Here is an 18,682-nt window from a genome sequence, read left to right as displayed (position 1 = left end):
ATTCCTGATTAGGACTCCATGTAATCAGCCTGCCTTCTAAGCATCGCCCGATACTTATTGAAAATCGCCGTTTTAGAGACAAATCCAAGAAATTGCCCTTGTTCATTCAGTGCTGGTAAGAGCCACACATTTTCCTGCTCCATTTTCTCGAGTACAACTTGCATAGAATCTGTGAGTAGCAACACCTTCGGTGCAGGGGCCATGAGGTCATTTGCAGTTAGTTGTGCGCTTTCAGGATTGTTAACCGCCCGGAGTACATCCTCTACATAGATCAGGCCTTTAAACTGCTGCTTTTCATCTACTACGGGGAAAATGTTACGCTTAGATTGAAGGATGTCATTCATACGGGCGCTGATCAGATCATTGCAATCCAGAATCAGGTAATCCTTCTTTTCAATCAGGTATCGTAGCTTCATCATGTTTAATACGGTGGTATCCTTATCTTCCAGGGAAAGTAATGCGCCAGATTCTGCAAGGGGTTTGGTATAGATGGAGTATTTGAACTTGCTACGATTGATGAAGTATGAAATTGCCGAAGTAATCATCAGTGGCACCATCAACTGGTATCCTCCGGTAATCTCTGCAATCAGGAATATGCCAGTTAACGGGGCGTGCATGATGCCGCTGAGTGCTGCCGCCATACCTGCAACAATGAAATTGGGCACACTCACCTGCGCAAAGCCAAGTGTATTTATGCTATATGCCAGCGTGAAGCCCATAAGCCCGCCCATAACCAGACTTGGTGCAAAGGTACCCCCATTCCCTCCTGCACTCAGCGTGACTAACGTCGCCACAGACTTCGTGAAAACAGTAAGTACGGAGAAAAGAATGATAAACAGCGGCACATGGCTGTAGTCGGAGAAAATACTGTTGCTGAGCATGGAGCTGTAATTTCCACTAAGCAGTTCTTTGATGGTAATATAGCCCTCTCCGTATAGCGCAGGAAATAAAAACACCATCCCACCAAGCATGAGCCCACCTACAACTACCTTCTTATATGGATGCTGAATATCTGCAAAGAAATGTTTGATGGCAAAGTTTGCACGGGCAAAGTAGATGGAAAACAAACCTATGAGTACTGCTAATACTACATACCAGAGTAAGGCGTTGGTTTCCCAGCCTTCGGTCAGCAGATAGAATAGTTGTTCCGTATAGAACAACCTGGCGACTACGGCGGCAGTTGCTGAAGCAAGTAGTAGCGGTATGAATGCCGGAATGGTAAATTCGGGCAGTAAGATCTCAATGGCGAATACCATTCCTGCAATCGGGCTGTTGAAGGCTCCCGCAATCCCTGCGGCAGCGCCACAGGCTAGCAGCATTGTGATCTCCCGATAAGAAAGGCCCAGAATGCGGCCCAAAGTTGAACCTATTGCAGAGCCACTGCTTACAATAGGTGATTCCAGTCCAACGGAGCCTCCAAAACCAACTGTTATCGCTGAAGTGATGATCTGCGAGTAAATATTGTGACTTTCAATGTTACTCGACTTCCGTGAGATCCCGTACAGTATCGGTGTTAATCCAGTCTCGAACTTTCCTTTTCTGATGAACTTACGTACATACAGCACGGAAAGAAAGATCCCGATCATGGGAAAGAGAAAATAGAGAAAGTACTTATACTTCCATTGAAACTCGGTTTGCAGGAAATGTTCAATGTAGTGTGTAAGTGATTTCAACACGGAGGCCGCAAGGCCCGCGATAATGCCCACAACAAGCGCGCATATAATAAGGAAGTTTCTGTTCGATATTTTCGTCCGTCGAAATTGGTTGACCTGATCAATATAGTTTACAAACTTCACCTGCATGCAGCACTTATTTATCGAATTTGTCTAATAGTTTAATTAGCGTTGCAAAATCCTTTGGGTAAGGTGCCTCTATGTTAATCTCCTGATCATCCAGACCTTTAAATATGATCTGTCTTGCATGGAGTGCAAAGCGTTTCATGATGGGCTGCTCCTCTTCGTCTTTCGACAACCGGTATCCTTTTTTGATTGAAGAAAGGAACACGGGTTTACCGCGGTACATTACGTCGCCCACAATTGCCGCGCGTTGTGTTGCAAGGTGTATACGGATTTGGTGCATCCGGCCGGTAATTGGCTTGCATTCAACCAATGTATAATGACGATATTGCGTAATGGAGTTAAAATAAGTCTCGGCACGTTTTCCTTCTTTCCTGTCGATGGTTACGTTTTTATTACCATCATTAAGAATAGGAAGATCAACGAACAGATTGTCAAAGACAAACTGTCCGTCTACTATAGCATGATAAAATTTCTGAATTCTTCTTTTCTCAAACTGAATGGCTACCGAGCGATAGGCCTCAGGGTGTTTTGCAATGATTATTGCACCTGATGTTTCTTTATCCAGGCGATGGCAAACCTGCGCATCCGGACTGTATTGTTTTGCTAGTCTTAATATGTTAACCTCTCCCGAACCACCGCGCTCATCTAGTGAGGCTACAAAGGGCGGCTTGTTGACAACAATAAAGTCATCATTTTCGAACAGGATCAGGTCTTTAAAGGAAGGATATTTCAAATTCTAATTTTCTAAAGCACAAAAGTACTAAGAAAGTTCGAATTTATACCCCACGCCCTTTACAGTTGATACATAATGTTCGCCCAGTTTCTCGCGTAATTTGCGGATATGGACATCTATGGTACGGTTGGTTACCACAACGGAATCCTCCCATATATTTTTCAGGATAGACTCCCGGGTATATACCTTTCCTGGTTTGGATGCTAAAAGATACAGCAATTCAAATTCTTTTTTAGCAAGTACAACCTTATCTCCGGCCTGGTAAACCAAATATGCTTCACGATCGATAACCAGGTCTCCAATCTCAATCTTGTTCTCGGAGAGCTCCTCAGTGCTGTTATTACGTCTTAGTATGGCATTGATCCTGCTTACCAGTGCACGTGGCTTGATCGGCTTGGCGATGTAATCGTCAGCTCCAACATTAAAACCTGCAATTTCAGAATACTCTTCACTTCTGGCAGTCAGGAATACCATGAAGGTGTTCTTAAACTCTGGAATGGCGCGCATCAAGCGGCAAGCTTCTATCCCATCCATCTTTGGCATCATAATATCGAGTACGATCAGATCGGGCTGAACTTTCTTGGCTAAGGTAATACCTTCCTGTCCGTTACTGGCCGTAAAGACAGTGTATCCCTCTTTCTTCAGGTTGTATTCAACAAGCTCTAAGATATCCGGTTCATCATCAACAATTAAAATCTTCTGGTTTGTAGCACTCATATCCTTAAACTATTTGTGACGAAATTAGGCAAAGTAATGTTTGAGCAGGTTAATTGAAGGTTAACAAATTGTTAAGCCGTAATTTTAAGCTAACATTACCTTGTTTGATTAAAGTGTTTTCTCCAGAAACGCAGCTAACTCCTCACCTCTCAGGTTCTTAGCAATGATCTTTCCTGTCGGGTCAATTAAGAATGAACTTGGAATAGCTTCAATTTGATACAATCTGACTGTAGGACCTTCAAAGTCGCTCAACTCACTGGCATGTGACCAGGTAAGCTTATCAGCCGAAATCGCCTGTGCCCAGGCTTTAGGATCTTTGTCGAGCGATATACCCAGAATAGTAAAGTTTTTGTCTTTATAAGTATTATAAGCTTTTACGATGTTAGGATTTTCGTTCCGGCATGGCATACACCAGGAAGCCCAGAAATCTAGCAGCACATACTTACCTTTGAAATCTGCCAGGCTGATTGGTTTACCATCTATGGAGTTCATGGTAAATGCCGGTGCATCTTGTCCCACTTGAACACTTTTAAGCTTGGCCATCCTTACCAGGAATTCCGTTACAGCAAGATTATCGTTGAATTTGCTTTTAATTCTATCAGAGTAGGCAATGAATTCCTTCTCGTAATCAGAAGGGTTCAGCGAATTCATAGCGTAAAAGCTGGTCAGGGCATCAGGATTGTCGTTCGCAAACTTCAGAATAAAGTTGATCATCTCGTCAGACACCTTGATAAGTTCAGGACGGAGCTGTTCCGCGATCATCTCTCGCTTATCTGGATTAGCGCTTACTTGTTGGTCATAGTTCGCCTGAATGGCCGCCATTTTAGCATTGTACTTGTTTTTGTACGTATTCAGCTCCTGCAGTTTGTCCGCTTCTGCTGCACCAGAAAGCTGGTAAGCCATTGTTGGATCGTTCAAGTCTGCGTTAAGTTTTATTTGATCACCATTCTGCGCAATGACCACATATTCGTTTTGGTTAGCGCCAATTTTGAAGAAGTCTACAGACTTAGTGGATCGGGTAAATTTAAACTCACCCTTGTCGCTTAATACCGTTGAATCGACAGGAACAGAGTTGTTATTGACCATTGCGAAAAGATATATCTTTCCTTGTGGTGCTGCGTTCTCAAATTTACCTTCGATGGTGAAATTATCATTGCTTTTGCAGGCTGCAAATACGACAATACCTATCAGGAACAACCAGGTTAGTTTCTTCATTTTTATTTTAATTTTTCGAGTATAATGGAGTTCACTTTTTGGGGATCAGCTTTTCCTTTGGCAAGTTTCATCACTTCGCCAACGAATAGACCTAAGACGCCCTTTTTACCTTTTCTATAAGCTTGCACCTGAGGCTGCAGTTTGGTTAACACCTGATCTACAAAGCCTTCCAGTTCATCGCTGTTTTCAGCAATAAGCAGGTTCATAGCGGTAGCTACTTCTTCAACGTCTTGTTGTTGGTTCTTTATATTTGGAATCAGCTGTTGAAGCGCAATTTGTTGCGTCACTTTCTTCTCGTCTACCAGGTTAATTACCTGGGCAAGCTGCGCCGGACTTAGGCTGAAGCTGGTTATCGTGCATTGTTGCTCTGCTAACAGTGCCCTAATTGGCCCGGTTAACCAGTTTACAAGGCTCTTTTTATTCTTAATACTTTCGGCTGCTGTGTTAAAGAATGTAAGAAGGTCTGCATCTTCAGCAAGTAAAGTGGCATCAGCAGGGTTGATGTTGTAGTCTTTCATCAAGCCTTGCATAATTTCCTTTGGTAGTTGCGGCATTCTGGCTTTAACCTCTGCAAGCCAGCTATCTGAAATAACCACAGGCGGAAGATCAGGGTCAGGGAAATAACGATAATCATTGGCCTCTTCTTTACTGCGCATTGGAGAAGTTGTGCCAGCATCAGCATCAAAGTTTAAAGTACTCTGGATGATTTCGCCTCCGGCGGATACGACTTCAACCTGACGCCCAAACTCAAAATCTATCGCACGGCGCACGTTACGAATAGAGTTCAGGTTCTTCACCTCACAACGGGTACCAAATGTCGTTGCACCAACCTCGCGGATGGAGATGTTTGCGTCACATCGTAAGCTGCCTTCTTCCATGTTCCCGTCACTCACGTTCAGGTGCCGCACGAGCTTCCTGATTTCAGTAAGCAGCGCTGAAGCTTCCTCCGCAGAGCGGATGTCTGGCTCGGTAACGATTTCAATCAAAGGTACACCAGCACGGTTAAGATCAATGAGACTATAAGCATCATCCTGATCGTGCATGCTCTTACCTGCATCTTCCTCCAGATGAATACGGTTTATTCCCACACGCTTCTCTCTACCATCTGATAGTGTCAGGTCAATATACCCGTTAATGCAAATGGGCTTATTATCCTGCGTGATTTGGTAGCCTTTTGGCAAGTCTGCATAGAAATAGTTCTTTCGATCAAAATAGTTTAGTTGATTGATGCTGCAGTTTAATGCCAGTCCGATGCGCATGGCTTTCTCGATCACCTCCTTATTGAGTTTCGGAAGTGCACCAGGCAGACCAATGGTTACCGGTGAGATATGCGCATTAGCCTCAGCGCCAAAGGATGCGCTGTCGGATGAAAAGATTTTACTTACAGTATTAAGCTGAACATGTATTTCCAGGCCTGATACCAATTCAAATTGCGTTTGATCTGTATTCATTTCTAAAGCAAAGATAACCAAATATGTTAAAGGATTTGTTTAGCAGCTACGCTGATCGTGGCACAAACTTTGAATTTTGCTTTTTACACACAAAATGAAACATTATGAAAAAACTATTGTTGATGGCGACACTTGGCTTAGCAGCCTTGTTCACCAGCCCTGCAGAGGCACAGGTTAGTGTTAACGTAAACATTGGTGCACAGCCTGCCTGGGGGCCTGCAGGCTACGATCATGTGGATTATTACTACTTACCAGAGGTTGAAACCTACTATTATGTGCCTTCCCGAACCTTTATTTATTATAGCGGTAGAAAGTGGGTTAAAACGAAACGCCTGCCGGCCAGATACCGTGGATATGATCTACATCGGGGGCGCAAAGTGGTCATTAACGCACCACGTCCATACCTCCGTCATCACAATTATAGGTCACAATATGGATACGCAAACTACGCACCCGCACGTGTAAGCAGGCAACGGGTGGTGTACCGCGACTATCCGCAGCCTAAACACCACAACAAGAAACACAACAAGCATAAACACGATAGAGAACACGGCCATCGTGGAAGACATTAAACAAGAAAGGCACCCTACAGGTGCCTTTCTTGTTTATATATGGTAAGATCCCAGCCAACGCGATATTACATGACAGGTGTAGCAAACCTATGGAAGGTTATTAACGATAGCCTCAGCTTTTTTCAATACCTCCGGAAGACCCGCTTTATTTTTTCCACCAGCGGTAGCATAGAATGGCTGGCCACCTCCACCACCCTGAATCTCCTTGGCAAGATCACGTATGATTGCAGCAGCATTAAGTCCCCGTTCTTCAATAAGGTTTTCTGAAAGCATTACCGTGATACCTGGTTTGTCATCAATTAAGGTGGTCATAACCAGAAATAACTCGTCCATGGTTTCCTTAACAGAAAAAGCCAGGTTCTTTACCGCATCAGCGCTCTGCAGATCCACGTGAGCAGCAATCAAATTAATTCCTTTAATGGTTTTAACATGATGTATAATGTTATTTTTTAGGTTGGCGGCATGCTCCACAAGGCCTTTCTCCGCTTCTTTCTTCAGCTTCGCATTTTCTTCAATCAAAGCGGATACTGCAGACTTAAGATCCCTGTTGCCTTTCAATAAAGTTCTTAGTTCATTAAGCTCACGCTCCTGATTGATTACAAAGGCTTCTGCCTTATCAGCAGTGATGGCTTCTATACGTCTTACGCCAGCTGCAACGGCACTTTCGGAAGTTATCTTGAAGTAACCAATCTGACCTGTGGCTTGTACATGCGTACCACCGCAAAGCTCTTTTGAGAAATGATCATCAAAAGTGATAATCCTTACTAAATCACCATATTTCTCACCAAACAACGCAGTTACACCACTTGAGATCGCTTTTTCATACGGCACGTAACGTTGTTCCTTCAATGGGATGTTCTCTCTGATCTTCTTATTCACCAGGTGCTCTATCTTCGCAAGCTCTTCGTCAGTGATCTTTGCAAAATGGGAAAAGTCAAAGCGCAGATATTCTGGGGTTACTAAAGAACCTTTCTGATTCACATGGGGACCAAGGATCTTTTTCAAGGCTGCATGAAGCAAGTGTGTAGCACTGTGGTTATCTTGCGACAACAGACGTTTATCTTCATCAATTACAGCCCAGAAGGTACCTTCGAGGTCTTCGGGCAGGGTATCTGCATAATGTACAATTACACCATTTTCCTTTTTGGTGTTGGTGATGTCTACAAAGAACATACGACTGTGGTCCTCCAAGCGCCCAGTATCCCCCACCTGACCACCGCTTTCAGCATAAAAAGGTGTTTTGCTCAACACAATCTGATATTGGTCTTTTCCTTTTGCAGAGACCTTACGATATTTGATTATCTCAGTTTCAGCCTCAAAATCATCATAGCCAACGAATTCCACTTCGAGATCAGGTTTAACAAGCACCCAGTCACCAGTATCAATAGCAGTTGCTGCACGCGAGCGCTCCTTCTGCTGTAGAAGTGCTTTATGATACTCCTCCATGTCCACAGACCAACGTTTCTCGCGAGCCATCAGTTCTGTAAGGTCTATTGGGAACCCGTAGGTGTCGTTAAGTTCAAAGGCGAAGTCACCCGATATAACCATCTGATCTTTAAGGATGCTGTACACCCATGGATCTTCAAAGGACTTTTCAGGGTCAATTGCATTTTCAGACATCAAAAACTCTGCTTGCTTAGCAGTATAGTTCTCGAAGCGCTGGATTCCTGTTGCTAGGGTTCTTAAAAATGAAACCTCCTCCTCCAACACTACTTTTTGTACAAAGTCCTGCTGCGCAGAAAGTTCATCAAATACACCCACAAACTGCTCCGCAAGCACCGGAACCAGCTGGTTTAGAAAGGGCTCTTTTAGGTCAAGGAAAGTGTATGCATATCTTACCGCACGGCGAAGGATCCTGCGGATCACATACCCAGCTTTGTTGTTTGCAGGCAATTGCCCGTCTGCAATTACAAAGGATATGGCCCGGATATGATCAGCCATCACGCGCATGGCGATATCCGACCTTTCATCTGCGCCATATACCTTTCCAGCCTTTGCCGCAATAAATTGGATTAATGGTTGGAATACGTCCGTATCGTAGTTTGATTCTTTTTCTTGTAGTACACGTACCAGGCGCTCGAAGCCCATTCCTGTATCTACATGTTGTGCAGGTAAGGGCTGTAATGATCCATCTTTCAAGCGGTTGAACTGCATAAATACATTATTCCAGATCTCGATTACCTGAGGATGATCAGCATTTACCAATGATTTTCCAGCAAGGGTTTCACGCTCCGATAAAGGGCGGCAATCTACGTGGATCTCAGAACATGGGCCACATGGACCTGTATCACCCATTTCCCAGAAGTTATCCTTCTTATTTCCCAAAATAATCCGGTCTTCTGGCACATACTGCAACCAGATGTCGTATGCTTCCTGATCCTTAGGCAAACCCTCCTTTTCATCTCCCTGGAAAACCGACACATATAATTTATCTTTAGGAATCTTGTAAACCTCAGTTAGCAGCTCCCAGCTCCAGGCAATGGCTTCCTTTTTGAAATAGTCACCAAAACTCCAGTTACCAAGCATTTCAAACATGGTATGGTGGTAGGTGTCCAATCCTACTTCTTCCAAATCGTTGTGCTTTCCGGAAACCCTTAAACAACGCTGTGTATCGGCAGCACGACTGAATTTGATCGGTGCTTCACCTAAGAACAGGTCTTTAAATTGGTTCATACCTGCATTCGTGAACATCAGGGTCGGATCATTCTTTACGACGATCGGCGCAGAGGGAACAATCTGGTGGGCTTTCGATCTGAAAAATTCTAAGTAGGCGGTTCTAATTTCTTTTGCTGTCATCGTATTTGAGTATAAGGAACAAAATTAAAATTTTATTACGGTATTCTACTAAAATCCCTTTACATTTGAACACTTTAGATAAGAGCCATAAACCATTAATAATCAAAGATAAACTATGCCATATAAAGATCGGGAAATTAATAAGATGTACTATACAATGGGCGAAGTAACTGAAATGTTTGGTGTTAATGCTTCCCAGATCCGCTTTTATGAAAAAGAATTTGATGTACTTCAACCTAAGAAAAACAAGAAAGGCAATCGTCTTTTTACACCTGAAGATATCGAGAATTTAAAGATCATTTTCCATCTGGTTGATGATAAAGGGTTCACACTAAAGGGTGCCAAAGAACACCTGAAGAACAACAATTCGGAGGTTAAGGAAAATCAAAAGATTATAGCATCACTAGAAAAGCTCAAAGATTTCCTTTTGAAGTTGAATGAAGAAATATAGCTTTCTAAAGTTGATTTAGACTTTCCCGCAGCCTGAGCTACCTTGAATGCATGGTATTTCAGGCAAAAACTTCTGGCTTTTATCGCAACCTGCTATGCATGGTTTTACTCCTTCTTGCGCTCCCTTTTGGCTCGTTTGCACAGGAAGACGCCATTATAAGAGACATCATTGAACAACTAGCCCCGGAACTTGGTGAGGATTACGACCTGTCCGAGCTGATCGAAGTACTTGGCCAGTATAGGCGCAAGCCCTTGGACTTGAACAAAACCGGTCCGGAAGAACTGAAGACCTTATTCTTCCTCTCTCCACTGCAAATCAGCAACCTTCTGACATACAGAAATACGTACGGAGCCTTTGGTAATGTTCTTGAATTACAAGCGATTGACGGCTTTGATCTGCAGACCTTAGAACGGCTAATACCTTTTGTCCGGGTTGGCAACGATCCGGATCTAAAAGACGTTTTCAGCAAACAACTCTTCAAAGCAGCCGATCAGGAACTATTTCTACGCTATGGGCAGACGCTGGAGAAACAACGTGGATTCCAAGACCTACCCGGAAGCAGGTACCTGGGTACCAGAGAGAAGCTTTTGGGGAAGTACAAATATCGCTATAAAGATATGCTCGCAGCCAATGTTGTGTTTGAAAAAGACGCGGGGGAATTTCTTTTTAGCGGTATAAACAAGAGGTCAATGGACTTCGTTTCCGGCAACCTTACGCTCTCAAACTTCAGTAAAATTAAGACCTTGGTGGTGGGTGATTACGGACTGCAGTTTGGACAGGGCCTGACCATGTGGTCGGGTTTTGGATATGGCAAAGGACCAGATGTGACCAGTGTGGCTAAGAAAGACCTGGGGGCTAGACCATACAGTTCTGCCAATGAAGTCAGCTTCCTTCGGGGCGCCGCAGCCAGCCTGAACATCAATGATCGCTGGCTACTCACCGCCTTTGCCTCATCGCGAAAGCTCGATGCCAGTACCAAGACCGCAGATGACGGTACGGTAACACAGGTAAATATGAGCTCAAGCGGACTCCACCGTACTTCAACGGAGATCCGAAATAGAAACGCACTTGGGCAGCAAGTGCTCGGAGGCGCAATACAGTACCTGTCGGACAACCTAAACGCCGGCATCGTTGCTTATAATAGTCAGTATTCCAACGCATTTGTGACCGGTCCATTAGCTTACAACCAATTTAATTTCACTGGAAAGGAGCTTACTAACCTTGGTTTGCATTACAACTACACCTTTGAAAACATCTACTTCTATGGAGAGCTAGCGCATAGCCTGGGAGGTGGTATCGCATATGTTCAGGGTGCAATGGCGAGCATCTCCAAGACCGTGTCTTTAGTCCTTGTCAACCGTTCCTATGATAAGGACTACCATAGTTTTTTCACCAGGAGCCTCGGAGAGACGGCAGATGCAAGTAACGAAAAAGGCTGGTACGCAGGTATTAATGTTACCCCTAACAAACGGATCACGTTTGCACTCTATGGTGATGTATTCAAATTCCCCTGGCTGAAATATCGGATTGATCAACCTTCCGCTGGTTATGAAATCTTAAGCCAAGCGATATACACACCTGTGAAAGCCATCAAGGCAACCATAAGGGTGAAAACCGAACACAAGCAACAAAATCCGGACGGCGATGTGGACAGCACCTATATGGTAAGCCTAAGTAAAACCAATTACCGACTGGCTTTATCCTGGCAGCTTAGCAGAGGTTTAACACTGGAGCACCGCAGCGAGTTGGTCCAGTACCATAAGGCATCAGTAAAGGATATCGGCTTTATGATCTACCAGGATGTGGGGATTCATCCTGCTGGAAAGAAGTTATCCGGCACGGCAAGAATAGCATACTTTAACACTGATTCATACAACAGCAGGGTTTACGCCTATGAAGATGACGTGCTGTATAGCTCAGGTTTTGGAATGTATAATGGTAAGGGCTTCAGGAGTTACCTGAATTTACGTTACAAGATGTTACGAAACCTCGACCTCTGGGCACGTTATGCCATCTTCATTTATCAGGATGTTGAGACTGTAGGCTCAGGTCTTGATCTCATTCAAGGTAACAAGAAAAACGAGCTCAAATTTCAGCTACGATACCAATTCTGAGATGCTGAACCAAAATGAAAATGTTTTTCTGAGGTTAACCATTCCCTTGGTTATCGGCATCCTTTGTTTCTCACAAGGACAAGGGCTCACCTGGTTATATGTGCTAGTTGGGCTCGGCACCATAACAATCCTGCTCCTCGGCCTGTTAAATCTAAGATACGCGCGATTCAGCGGCTACATGCATAAGCGGATAGTCTACATTTGCTTTTACATTTTCCCGTTCCTGGTAGGCGGCAGCCTGGCTATACTCAATGATCAGTTGGCCCAGCCCAGCCACTTCTCCAAATGGGAAAGTGACTATTTGAAGGTCCAGATCATTGAAGAACCAAAAGAACATGCTAACATCATTAGCATACGGGCAGAAGTTTTGGAAGCATTCCGAAAAGACCAGGGCATCCCCGTCTCAGGACAGCTCCTGATCTCGATCCAGAAAGAACCTCCTACTACTGATATAGTCAACAGTAGCGCTAAACTCAATCCCGCATCAGGGCCTGCAGGAAAGATCGAAAGCAAGGATGTAAGTTTTGCATATGGCGATCAGCTGTTTGTGCCAGGCAATTTCGATACGATTGCTGCACCCCGGAATCCATACGAATTTGATGTCCGTTCCTGGTACAAACAACAGAATTTTTTTCATCAGCTATTCGTTCAGTCGGACCAGGTCTTGAAGCATAAATCGAATCAAGGTGACCTGTTGACGAGTGCGGCCTTGAAAATACGTAAACAACAGGTGGCGTATTTCCGAAAATTAGTGAACAATGAGGAGGCCAATGCGGTAGCGGCAACGCTAATTCTTGGCTACCGTGCTGATCTTAGTGAAGAGACACTTTCCGCCTATTCCAAAACCGGCACCATTCACGCCCTCTCCGTATCGGGTATGCATGTGGGCTTGATTTACCTGATCATCAACTTCATGTTCAGCTTCCTGGATAAATGGCGGCAGGGACGTGTAGTTAAATTTTTGGTAGTCATCGGGCTGGTATGGTTTTATGCCTTCATCGCTGGCCTGGCCCCCTCTGTGCTGCGTTCAGCCATTATGTTATCCATTTACATCACAGGTACAACCTTCAAGAAGCATCAAAACAGCTACAACCTATTGTGTTGTGCTGCATTTCTGATGTTACTATACAACCCCTTGCTGATCTACGACGTCGGCTTTCAGCTCTCCTATCTCTCTGTCTTCGGATTGATCTTCCTTCAGCCGCTCATCTACAACTGGTTTGATTTTAAAAACTACGCAGCGGATAAGTTGTGGAACTTTTTCGCATTGTCCATAGCCGCTCAGCTTGCCACTTTTCCTCTAGCCATATACTACTTCCACCAGTTTCCCTTGTATTTCCTCATTAGCAACCTCTTCATTCTTCTACCCGTTTCGTTAATCATGTATCTTGGCATAGCTATCCTGATACTTCGCCTGGATATTCTTGGATCCATATTCGAATGGATAATCAACTTTAATAATATTGGGCTCAAATGGATCTCCGAACTTCCATTTGCCTCCATTTCAGGAATATGGATCAGCGTGCCCGAGCTTTTCCTACTCTCCACCTTACTTTTAGCTGGCTGTTTAGCATTCACTTTCTTTAGCAAAAAGCTAATCTACGTAGCGTTAACGGCACTCTGCCTGCTTACCCTGAACTTTGGATTTAAGCAATACCAAACGAGCCAACAACAGCAAGTCATCTTTTTTAGCCTCCGAAATTCTTTTGCGATAGGATTTGTACACCGGAACCAAGCCTGCTTACTTACGGATCTCGATGAAAACTCCAAAGTATTACGTTCCGCTGTAAAGCCCGCATTAGAACAGGCCGGCGTAACAAACATCAGATACCTCAACATTCATCAAAACCTGAAGAGCCAAAAACTTCAGATCAAAGAACATCAAGTACGTTTCCTTAATTTCCACCTATTATTTGTCGACTCCTGCTTCAACAATAAAGTGCTGCAAACTCCTCTGCAAGCAGATGTGCTCAACATCAGTCAGTTTGCTAAACTGGACCTCAAACAACTTCTGGAACAATGCCTAACCAAGCAGCTGATCATTGACGGCAGCAACACAGCTTTCCGTTCAGCGCATTACAAAAGTGTTGCGGAGAATTTTGCTCTGCCCGTTTATGAATTAAGAAATAAAAAAGCATATTTGGTAAACCTTACCAAATAGCTAATATTCCTATAATATATGTCAGAACCGCTGGTTTTATATACCGTATCCGACCGTATTGCTACAATCACATTGAACCGTCCGGAAAAAAAGAATGCCTTAAGTGCTGAGCTGGTTACCCAATTAACGGAGATCATGCTTGAGGCTTCGGACGATGATGATGTTAAAGTGATCATCCTCAAAGCAAATGGAAATGTATTCAGCGCCGGCGCAGACCTCGCCTACCTGCAACAACTCCAAAACAATACCCACGAGGAAAACCTTACCGATTCCAGAAACCTTCAAAAGCTCTTTACGACCATCTATTACCTTCCAAAGGTGGTCATTGCCCAGGTTGAGGGTCATGCTATCGCCGGAGGATGCGGACTGGCCACGGTATGTGATATCATTTTCAGCGTACCCGACGCTAAATATGGTTATACCGAGGTTAAGCTCGGCTTTGTGCCTGCAATTGTAAGTTGTTTCCTGTTGAGAAAGACCAGTGAAACCGTCGCCAAGCGCATCCTGCTTACAGGTGAACTTTTCACCGCACAACAAGCGCTCGACTTTGGACTAATCACCTTTTTGGCAGAAAAAGATGAAATAAATGATAAAGTACAGGAATTCAGCTTAAATTTATGTCAACAAGCCTCAGCGAACGCGTTGATGGTCACTAAACAACTTATCGGTCAAACCACCAACCCAACTTTAGAGAAGAGCCTGGAAATTGCAGTCCAGATCAATGCAAGGGTTCGAGAAAGCGAAGACTTCAAAAAAGGTATCGCTTCTTTTCTCAGCAAAGAACCCATTCAATGGTAACCAATTACAACTATCAATATGTTTAAGTCAATCAAAACGGGGGTAATCGCCTTCATCCTGCTTAGTACAGCAGCACTTGCGCAAGCGCAAAAGAAAATTGAGCAAGGCACCGTAACCTATGCGGTATCATATGAACTCACACCAGAACAAAAGTCATCGTTTGACGAGTCCATGTTACCAACAGAAAGTGTGCTGGAATTCAACAACAACCTGGCCCGTATTCAGATGGACCTGGGCGCTGCGCTTGTAAAAGTAATCTCTGATGCAAACACGAAAACCGCCTTAGTTTTGGTAGACGTACCAATGGCGCAAAAGCAATTTGCAACTAAAATGTCCGCAGAAGAGGTTGCAAAAGAACGCGGCGACATCAAGTATTCCAACTTCAAACCGACAGGTCAAAAGCAAACCATTGCCGGATACAATGCAGAGAAATACACTTACACCGACAATAAAAACGCTAACTACGAACTTTGGCTAACCAAAGATGTTCGTCTTGCGAAAGGTGCTGAATACGAAGATTTCGCTCCATTAAACGGCACACCTGTAAAATACGCAATGACGGCAAATGGTGTAAAAAGCATCTATACTTTGAAGAGTATCAAAGAAAGTACGGTGGCTAATCTTTCAATGGAAGTGCCCGCAGGCTATGAACTGAAAACTGCTGCTGAAATGAAAGCAATGCAAGGAGGCGGACAATAATCTAAATGAAAAAGTATTTTAAGCATCTAATAAGCCAATTTTTACTCTTTATCGTCCTTAGCAGTGTTGCCCTTGCGCAGTCAAGAGGCCTCAACTGGACAAAAGATGGAAATGGCTACTATGAAATTCAAAACGGCGGAATCGTTTTAGTTTCCCTACCAAAAATGGAGCGCAAGCAGGTATTAAAAAATACCAGCTTGCGTATACAGTCATTTCAACTATCCGCGGATGGTAGCAAAGCCCTTATTTTCACAAACAGCAAGAAAGTTTGGCGTTACAACACCCGTGGCGACTACTACGTAGCTGATCTAAGCAGTGGCGCAGTGAAGCAGCTCGGTAAAAACATGCCGGCATCCTCGTTGATGTTCGCAAAGTTTTCACCAGATGGCGGACAGGTGGCGTATGTTAGCAAGCACAACCTTTATGTAGAAGATCTTGCCAGCAGTTCCATCAAGGCACTTACAACTGATGGAACAGACCGCTTAATAAACGGAACCTTTGATTGGGTATATGAAGAGGAGTTCAATTGCCGTGACGGCTTTCGCTGGAGCCCTGATGGAAAGTCTATTGCTTACTGGCAACTTGACGCGAACAAGATCAAGAATTTCCTCATGATCAATAACACAGACTCCATCTATGCTTACACCATCCCTGTCGAGTATCCGAAAGTCGGTGAAAATCCATCGGCTTGCCGCATTGGTATCGTTGATATTGCCTCAGCAAAAACCAAGTGGCTTGATGTACCAGGCGACAATGTACAGCACTACATCCCGCGAATGGAATGGATCCCGGGAACCAACGAAGTTATCCTTCAACAGCTGAACCGGGAGCAGAATGTATCAAAGTTATTTGTCGGTGATGCAACAACAGCAACGACGAAGAACATTCATACAGAAACCGATCCGGCCTGGATAGATGCTGCAGATGACTTCGAATGGATCAATAGCAACAAAGAGTTTTTATGGGCAAGCGAGAAAGATGGATGGAGACATTACTATAAAATCAGTAAAGACGGAAAAAAGCAAACGCTGATCACCAAAGGAAACTATGATGTGATCGAAAAAAGTCTTACTGACGAAAAAAACAACATGCTCTATTTCATTGCTTCTCCAACCAATGCCACACAAAAATATCTTTATAAAACAAAGTTAGATGGGAAGGGCAGTTTAGAAATGGTTACCCCCTCTGTGATGCCGGGCACCCATTCTTACAGCATCTCTCCGAATGGGTTATATGCAAGACACACCTATCAGAGTGCGTCTATTCAACCGCTAACAGAATGGATGAACCTCAACACTAGAACACCATTTAGCATGGATGGCAGCATTACCAATCAATTGGCTAGACAAAAACCAGCAGCAAACAAAACAACCTTCTTCAAGATCAAAACAGAAGATGGCATTGAACTCGATGGTTGGATGAAAAAACCAGCGAACTTTAATGAAAATAAAAAATACCCAGTGCTATTCTATGTTTATGGTGAGCCCGCATCCCAAACCGTAACCGACACCTATGGTGTGGATCATAACGCACTTTATCAAGGTAGCCTCGCTGAGGATGGCTACATCGCCATCTCCATTGAAAACCGTGGTGCACCAGCGCCGAAAGGCCGCGAATGGCGTAAAAGCATCTACAAGAATATTGGCGTGCTAAACATTCGTGATCAGGCAATGGCTGCAAAGGAGATCCTGAAATGGCCCTTCGTTGATAAAGATCGTATTGCGGTGTATGGCTGGAGCGGAGGCGGATCCTCTACGTTGAACCTGATGTTCCAGTACCCTGAGATTTACAAAACAGGTATCGCAATTGCAGCAGTTGCCAATCAGCTGACGTATGATAACGTATACCAGGAACGTTACATGGGTTCCCCTTTGCAAACCAAAGAAGCATACGTTAAAGGTTCACCAATCAACCACGTTCAGGGATTGAAAGGGAATCTGCTTTATATTCATGGTACCGGTGATGACAATGTTCATTATCAAAATGCAGAGATGCTGATCAATGAGCTGATCAAACACAAGAAAGCTTTCCAAATGATGGCCTACCCTAATCGTACGCATAGCATCAGTGAAGGTGAAGGCACCAGATTTCATTTGGCGCTTACTTTTACAAACTTCTTGAAAGCAAATTGCCCTCCTGGAGCACGATAGAAACGCTAACAGAAAAGCAGCCTTTATTGGCTGCTTTTCTGTTAGTACCAATTGCAGATAAACGAATACGGCCAGGGCGGGCTTGGTTAGTTATTTTAGCCGAAAATCCACTTATCCTAATTTATCTTTAAACAACCCGATGGTTCTCCCCCATGCAAGTTTTGCAGCCGCCTCATTGTACCTTGTTGGCGAGGTATTGTTGTTGAAAGCGTGGTTCACACCCTCATAAACGTAAAGCTTATAATCTTTTTTGTTTTCTTTAAGCGCAGCTTCATATGCTGAAATACCCGCATTAACACGTTCATCTAGCCCAGCATAGTGCAACATTAGACTTGCTTTGATTCTTGGTACGTCTTCAGTTTTGGCCTGCATGCCATAGTAAGCAACTGCAGCCAGCAATTTAGGATCATTTACCGCGAGATTATTCGCCATTGCACCACCCCAGCAAAAACCCACGCAGCCTGCCTTGCCATTTCCGTCTTTGCGGTCACGCAGGTAATCCAATGCCATCAAGTAGTTCTTCAGGTTTTTCTCCTTATCAAGCTGACCAATTAGCTCACGGGCTTTGTCTTCATCGGCAGGTGTACCGCCAAACGGCGATAAGGCGTCCACTGCTACAGCGATGAAACCTTCAACTGCCATCTGCCGCGCGACATCAACGATATGCGGGTTCAAGCCTCGATTCTCATGGATCACCAACACAGTACCAAGCTTCTTCGTTCCTTTTGGTCGGGCAGCGAAAGCCTTCACCTGCCCCTCTGCACCGGGAAAAGTTATCTGTTCTTCAATAAGGTCCGCATTCAGCCGGCTTGCAGCCTGTGCGTAATTATTCTCCAGCATAGGCAAGAGTGTCATTGCCATAGCTGTTCCGCCCGCGAGCAAAGCAAGGCGGTTTATAAATTCTTTCCTGCTTAAGGCGGTGTGGGTGTACTCATCGTACAGGTTGATAATCTTCTGGTCCATTGCTTGTAAAGGTTAGATTGTTTTCTTAACCAATATACCGTTTTCACAATCAGAAGTCAATGC

14 protein-coding genes are annotated in these 18,682 nt (G+C 44.1%); 7 read left to right on the top strand and 7 right to left on the bottom strand.

The window, feature by feature from the left end; translation table 11 throughout:
* Positions 1–8: 8 nt before the first annotated feature.
* The 5 genes from ACTHQF_RS06930 to gatB all read right to left on the bottom strand — a co-directional run bounded on the left by ACTHQF_RS06930 (position 9) and on the right by gatB (position 5,915).
* Complete coding sequence (locus tag ACTHQF_RS06930; RefSeq protein WP_440429270.1) at positions 9–1,802, bottom strand: chloride channel protein; 1,794 nt, start codon at positions 1,800–1,802, stop codon at positions 9–11.
* A 7-nt stretch (positions 1,803–1,809) separates the two neighbouring features.
* Positions 1,810–2,532, bottom strand: coding sequence for an RluA family pseudouridine synthase (locus ACTHQF_RS06925; protein WP_440429269.1), 723 nt, complete (start codon positions 2,530–2,532; stop codon positions 1,810–1,812).
* Positions 2,533–2,559: 27 nt separating this feature from the next.
* Positions 2,560–3,249 (bottom strand): response regulator transcription factor, encoded by a 690-nt coding sequence (locus ACTHQF_RS06920; RefSeq protein WP_440429268.1) that lies wholly within the window; start codon positions 3,247–3,249, stop codon positions 2,560–2,562.
* Positions 3,250–3,357: 108 nt separating this feature from the next.
* Positions 3,358–4,464, bottom strand: a complete 1,107-nt coding sequence (locus ACTHQF_RS06915) for a redoxin domain-containing protein (RefSeq protein ID WP_440429266.1) — start codon at positions 4,462–4,464, stop codon at positions 3,358–3,360.
* A gap of 2 nt (positions 4,465–4,466) precedes the next feature.
* The gene (gene gatB / locus ACTHQF_RS06910) at positions 4,467–5,915 is read right to left on the bottom strand and encodes an Asp-tRNA(Asn)/Glu-tRNA(Gln) amidotransferase subunit GatB (protein WP_440429265.1); all 1,449 of its coding nucleotides are present in this window, start codon (positions 5,913–5,915) and stop codon (positions 4,467–4,469) included.
* A 104-nt stretch (positions 5,916–6,019) separates the two neighbouring features.
* Here gatB and ACTHQF_RS06905 point away from each other — a divergent pair, with 104 nt between their 5' ends.
* A complete protein-coding gene (locus tag ACTHQF_RS06905) occupies positions 6,020–6,487 on the top strand; it encodes a hypothetical protein (RefSeq protein WP_440429264.1) in 468 nt (155 codons plus the stop codon).
* A gap of 87 nt (positions 6,488–6,574) precedes the next feature.
* Here the strand turns inward: ACTHQF_RS06905 and alaS are convergent, their stop codons facing one another.
* Positions 6,575–9,283, bottom strand: a complete 2,709-nt coding sequence (gene alaS, locus ACTHQF_RS06900; protein ID WP_440429263.1) for an alanine--tRNA ligase — start codon at positions 9,281–9,283, stop codon at positions 6,575–6,577.
* Positions 9,284–9,398: 115 nt separating this feature from the next.
* Between alaS and ACTHQF_RS06895 the strand changes: the two genes are divergently transcribed.
* The 6 genes from ACTHQF_RS06895 (at position 9,399) to ACTHQF_RS06870 (ending at position 17,656) form a co-directional block, all read left to right on the top strand.
* On the top strand, positions 9,399–9,734 hold the full coding sequence (locus ACTHQF_RS06895; protein ID WP_440429262.1) for a MerR family transcriptional regulator: 336 nt from the start codon (positions 9,399–9,401) through the stop codon (positions 9,732–9,734).
* Between the two features lie 98 nt (positions 9,735–9,832).
* Positions 9,833–11,848, top strand: a complete 2,016-nt coding sequence (locus ACTHQF_RS06890) for a ComEA family DNA-binding protein (RefSeq protein ID WP_440429261.1) — start codon at positions 9,833–9,835, stop codon at positions 11,846–11,848.
* Between the two features lies 1 nt (position 11,849).
* Positions 11,850–14,009, top strand: coding sequence for a ComEC/Rec2 family competence protein (locus ACTHQF_RS06885; RefSeq protein ID WP_440429260.1), 2,160 nt, complete (start codon positions 11,850–11,852; stop codon positions 14,007–14,009).
* 18 nt (positions 14,010–14,027) lie between these two features.
* Positions 14,028–14,807: an enoyl-CoA hydratase/isomerase family protein gene (locus tag ACTHQF_RS06880; protein ID WP_440429259.1), complete on the top strand. Its 780-nt coding sequence runs from the start codon at positions 14,028–14,030 to the stop codon at positions 14,805–14,807.
* An 18-nt stretch (positions 14,808–14,825) separates the two neighbouring features.
* Positions 14,826–15,506 carry a DUF4412 domain-containing protein gene (locus ACTHQF_RS06875; RefSeq protein ID WP_440429258.1) on the top strand — a complete coding sequence of 227 codons (681 nt, stop codon included), beginning with the start codon at positions 14,826–14,828 and terminating at the stop codon, positions 15,504–15,506.
* Between the two features lie 5 nt (positions 15,507–15,511).
* Positions 15,512–17,656, top strand: coding sequence for a S9 family peptidase (locus ACTHQF_RS06870; RefSeq protein ID WP_440429257.1), 2,145 nt, complete (start codon positions 15,512–15,514; stop codon positions 17,654–17,656).
* A gap of 111 nt (positions 17,657–17,767) precedes the next feature.
* Here the strand turns inward: ACTHQF_RS06870 and ACTHQF_RS06865 are convergent, their stop codons facing one another.
* On the bottom strand, positions 17,768–18,619 hold the full coding sequence (locus ACTHQF_RS06865) for a dienelactone hydrolase family protein (protein ID WP_440429256.1): 852 nt from the start codon (positions 18,617–18,619) through the stop codon (positions 17,768–17,770).
* Positions 18,620–18,682 lie beyond the last annotated feature (63 nt).

It is taken from the genome of Pedobacter sp. SAFR-022, assembly GCF_051965375.1.
Lineage (GTDB): Bacteria > Bacteroidota > Bacteroidia > Sphingobacteriales > Sphingobacteriaceae > Pedobacter.
The sequence above is the reverse complement of the archived record's forward strand: the minus strand, read 5'-3'. Positions and strand labels throughout refer to the sequence as shown.

Excerpts from the sequence above, each read along its gene's own strand:
- ACTHQF_RS06930 (WP_440429270.1), bottom strand. The coding sequence starts at position 1,802 with ATGCAGGTGAAGTTTGTAAACTATATTGATCAGGTCAACCAATTTCGA.
- ACTHQF_RS06920 (WP_440429268.1), bottom strand. The coding sequence starts at position 3,249 with ATGAGTGCTACAAACCAGAAGATTTTAATTGTTGATGATGAACCGGAT.
- ACTHQF_RS06915 (WP_440429266.1), bottom strand. The coding sequence starts at position 4,464 with ATGAAGAAACTAACCTGGTTGTTCCTGATAGGTATTGTCGTATTTGCA.
- gatB (WP_440429265.1), bottom strand. The coding sequence starts at position 5,915 with ATGAATACAGATCAAACGCAATTTGAATTGGTATCAGGCCTGGAAATA.
- ACTHQF_RS06905 (WP_440429264.1), top strand. The coding sequence starts at position 6,020 with ATGAAAAAACTATTGTTGATGGCGACACTTGGCTTAGCAGCCTTGTTC.
- alaS (WP_440429263.1), bottom strand. The coding sequence starts at position 9,283 with ATGACAGCAAAAGAAATTAGAACCGCCTACTTAGAATTTTTCAGATCG.
- ACTHQF_RS06895 (WP_440429262.1), top strand. The coding sequence starts at position 9,399 with ATGCCATATAAAGATCGGGAAATTAATAAGATGTACTATACAATGGGC.
- ACTHQF_RS06890 (WP_440429261.1), top strand. The coding sequence starts at position 9,833 with ATGGTTTTACTCCTTCTTGCGCTCCCTTTTGGCTCGTTTGCACAGGAA.
- ACTHQF_RS06885 (WP_440429260.1), top strand. The coding sequence starts at position 11,850 with ATGCTGAACCAAAATGAAAATGTTTTTCTGAGGTTAACCATTCCCTTG.
- ACTHQF_RS06880 (WP_440429259.1), top strand. The coding sequence starts at position 14,028 with ATGTCAGAACCGCTGGTTTTATATACCGTATCCGACCGTATTGCTACA.
- ACTHQF_RS06875 (WP_440429258.1), top strand. The coding sequence starts at position 14,826 with ATGTTTAAGTCAATCAAAACGGGGGTAATCGCCTTCATCCTGCTTAGT.
- ACTHQF_RS06870 (WP_440429257.1), top strand. The coding sequence starts at position 15,512 with ATGAAAAAGTATTTTAAGCATCTAATAAGCCAATTTTTACTCTTTATC.
- ACTHQF_RS06865 (WP_440429256.1), bottom strand. The coding sequence starts at position 18,619 with ATGGACCAGAAGATTATCAACCTGTACGATGAGTACACCCACACCGCC.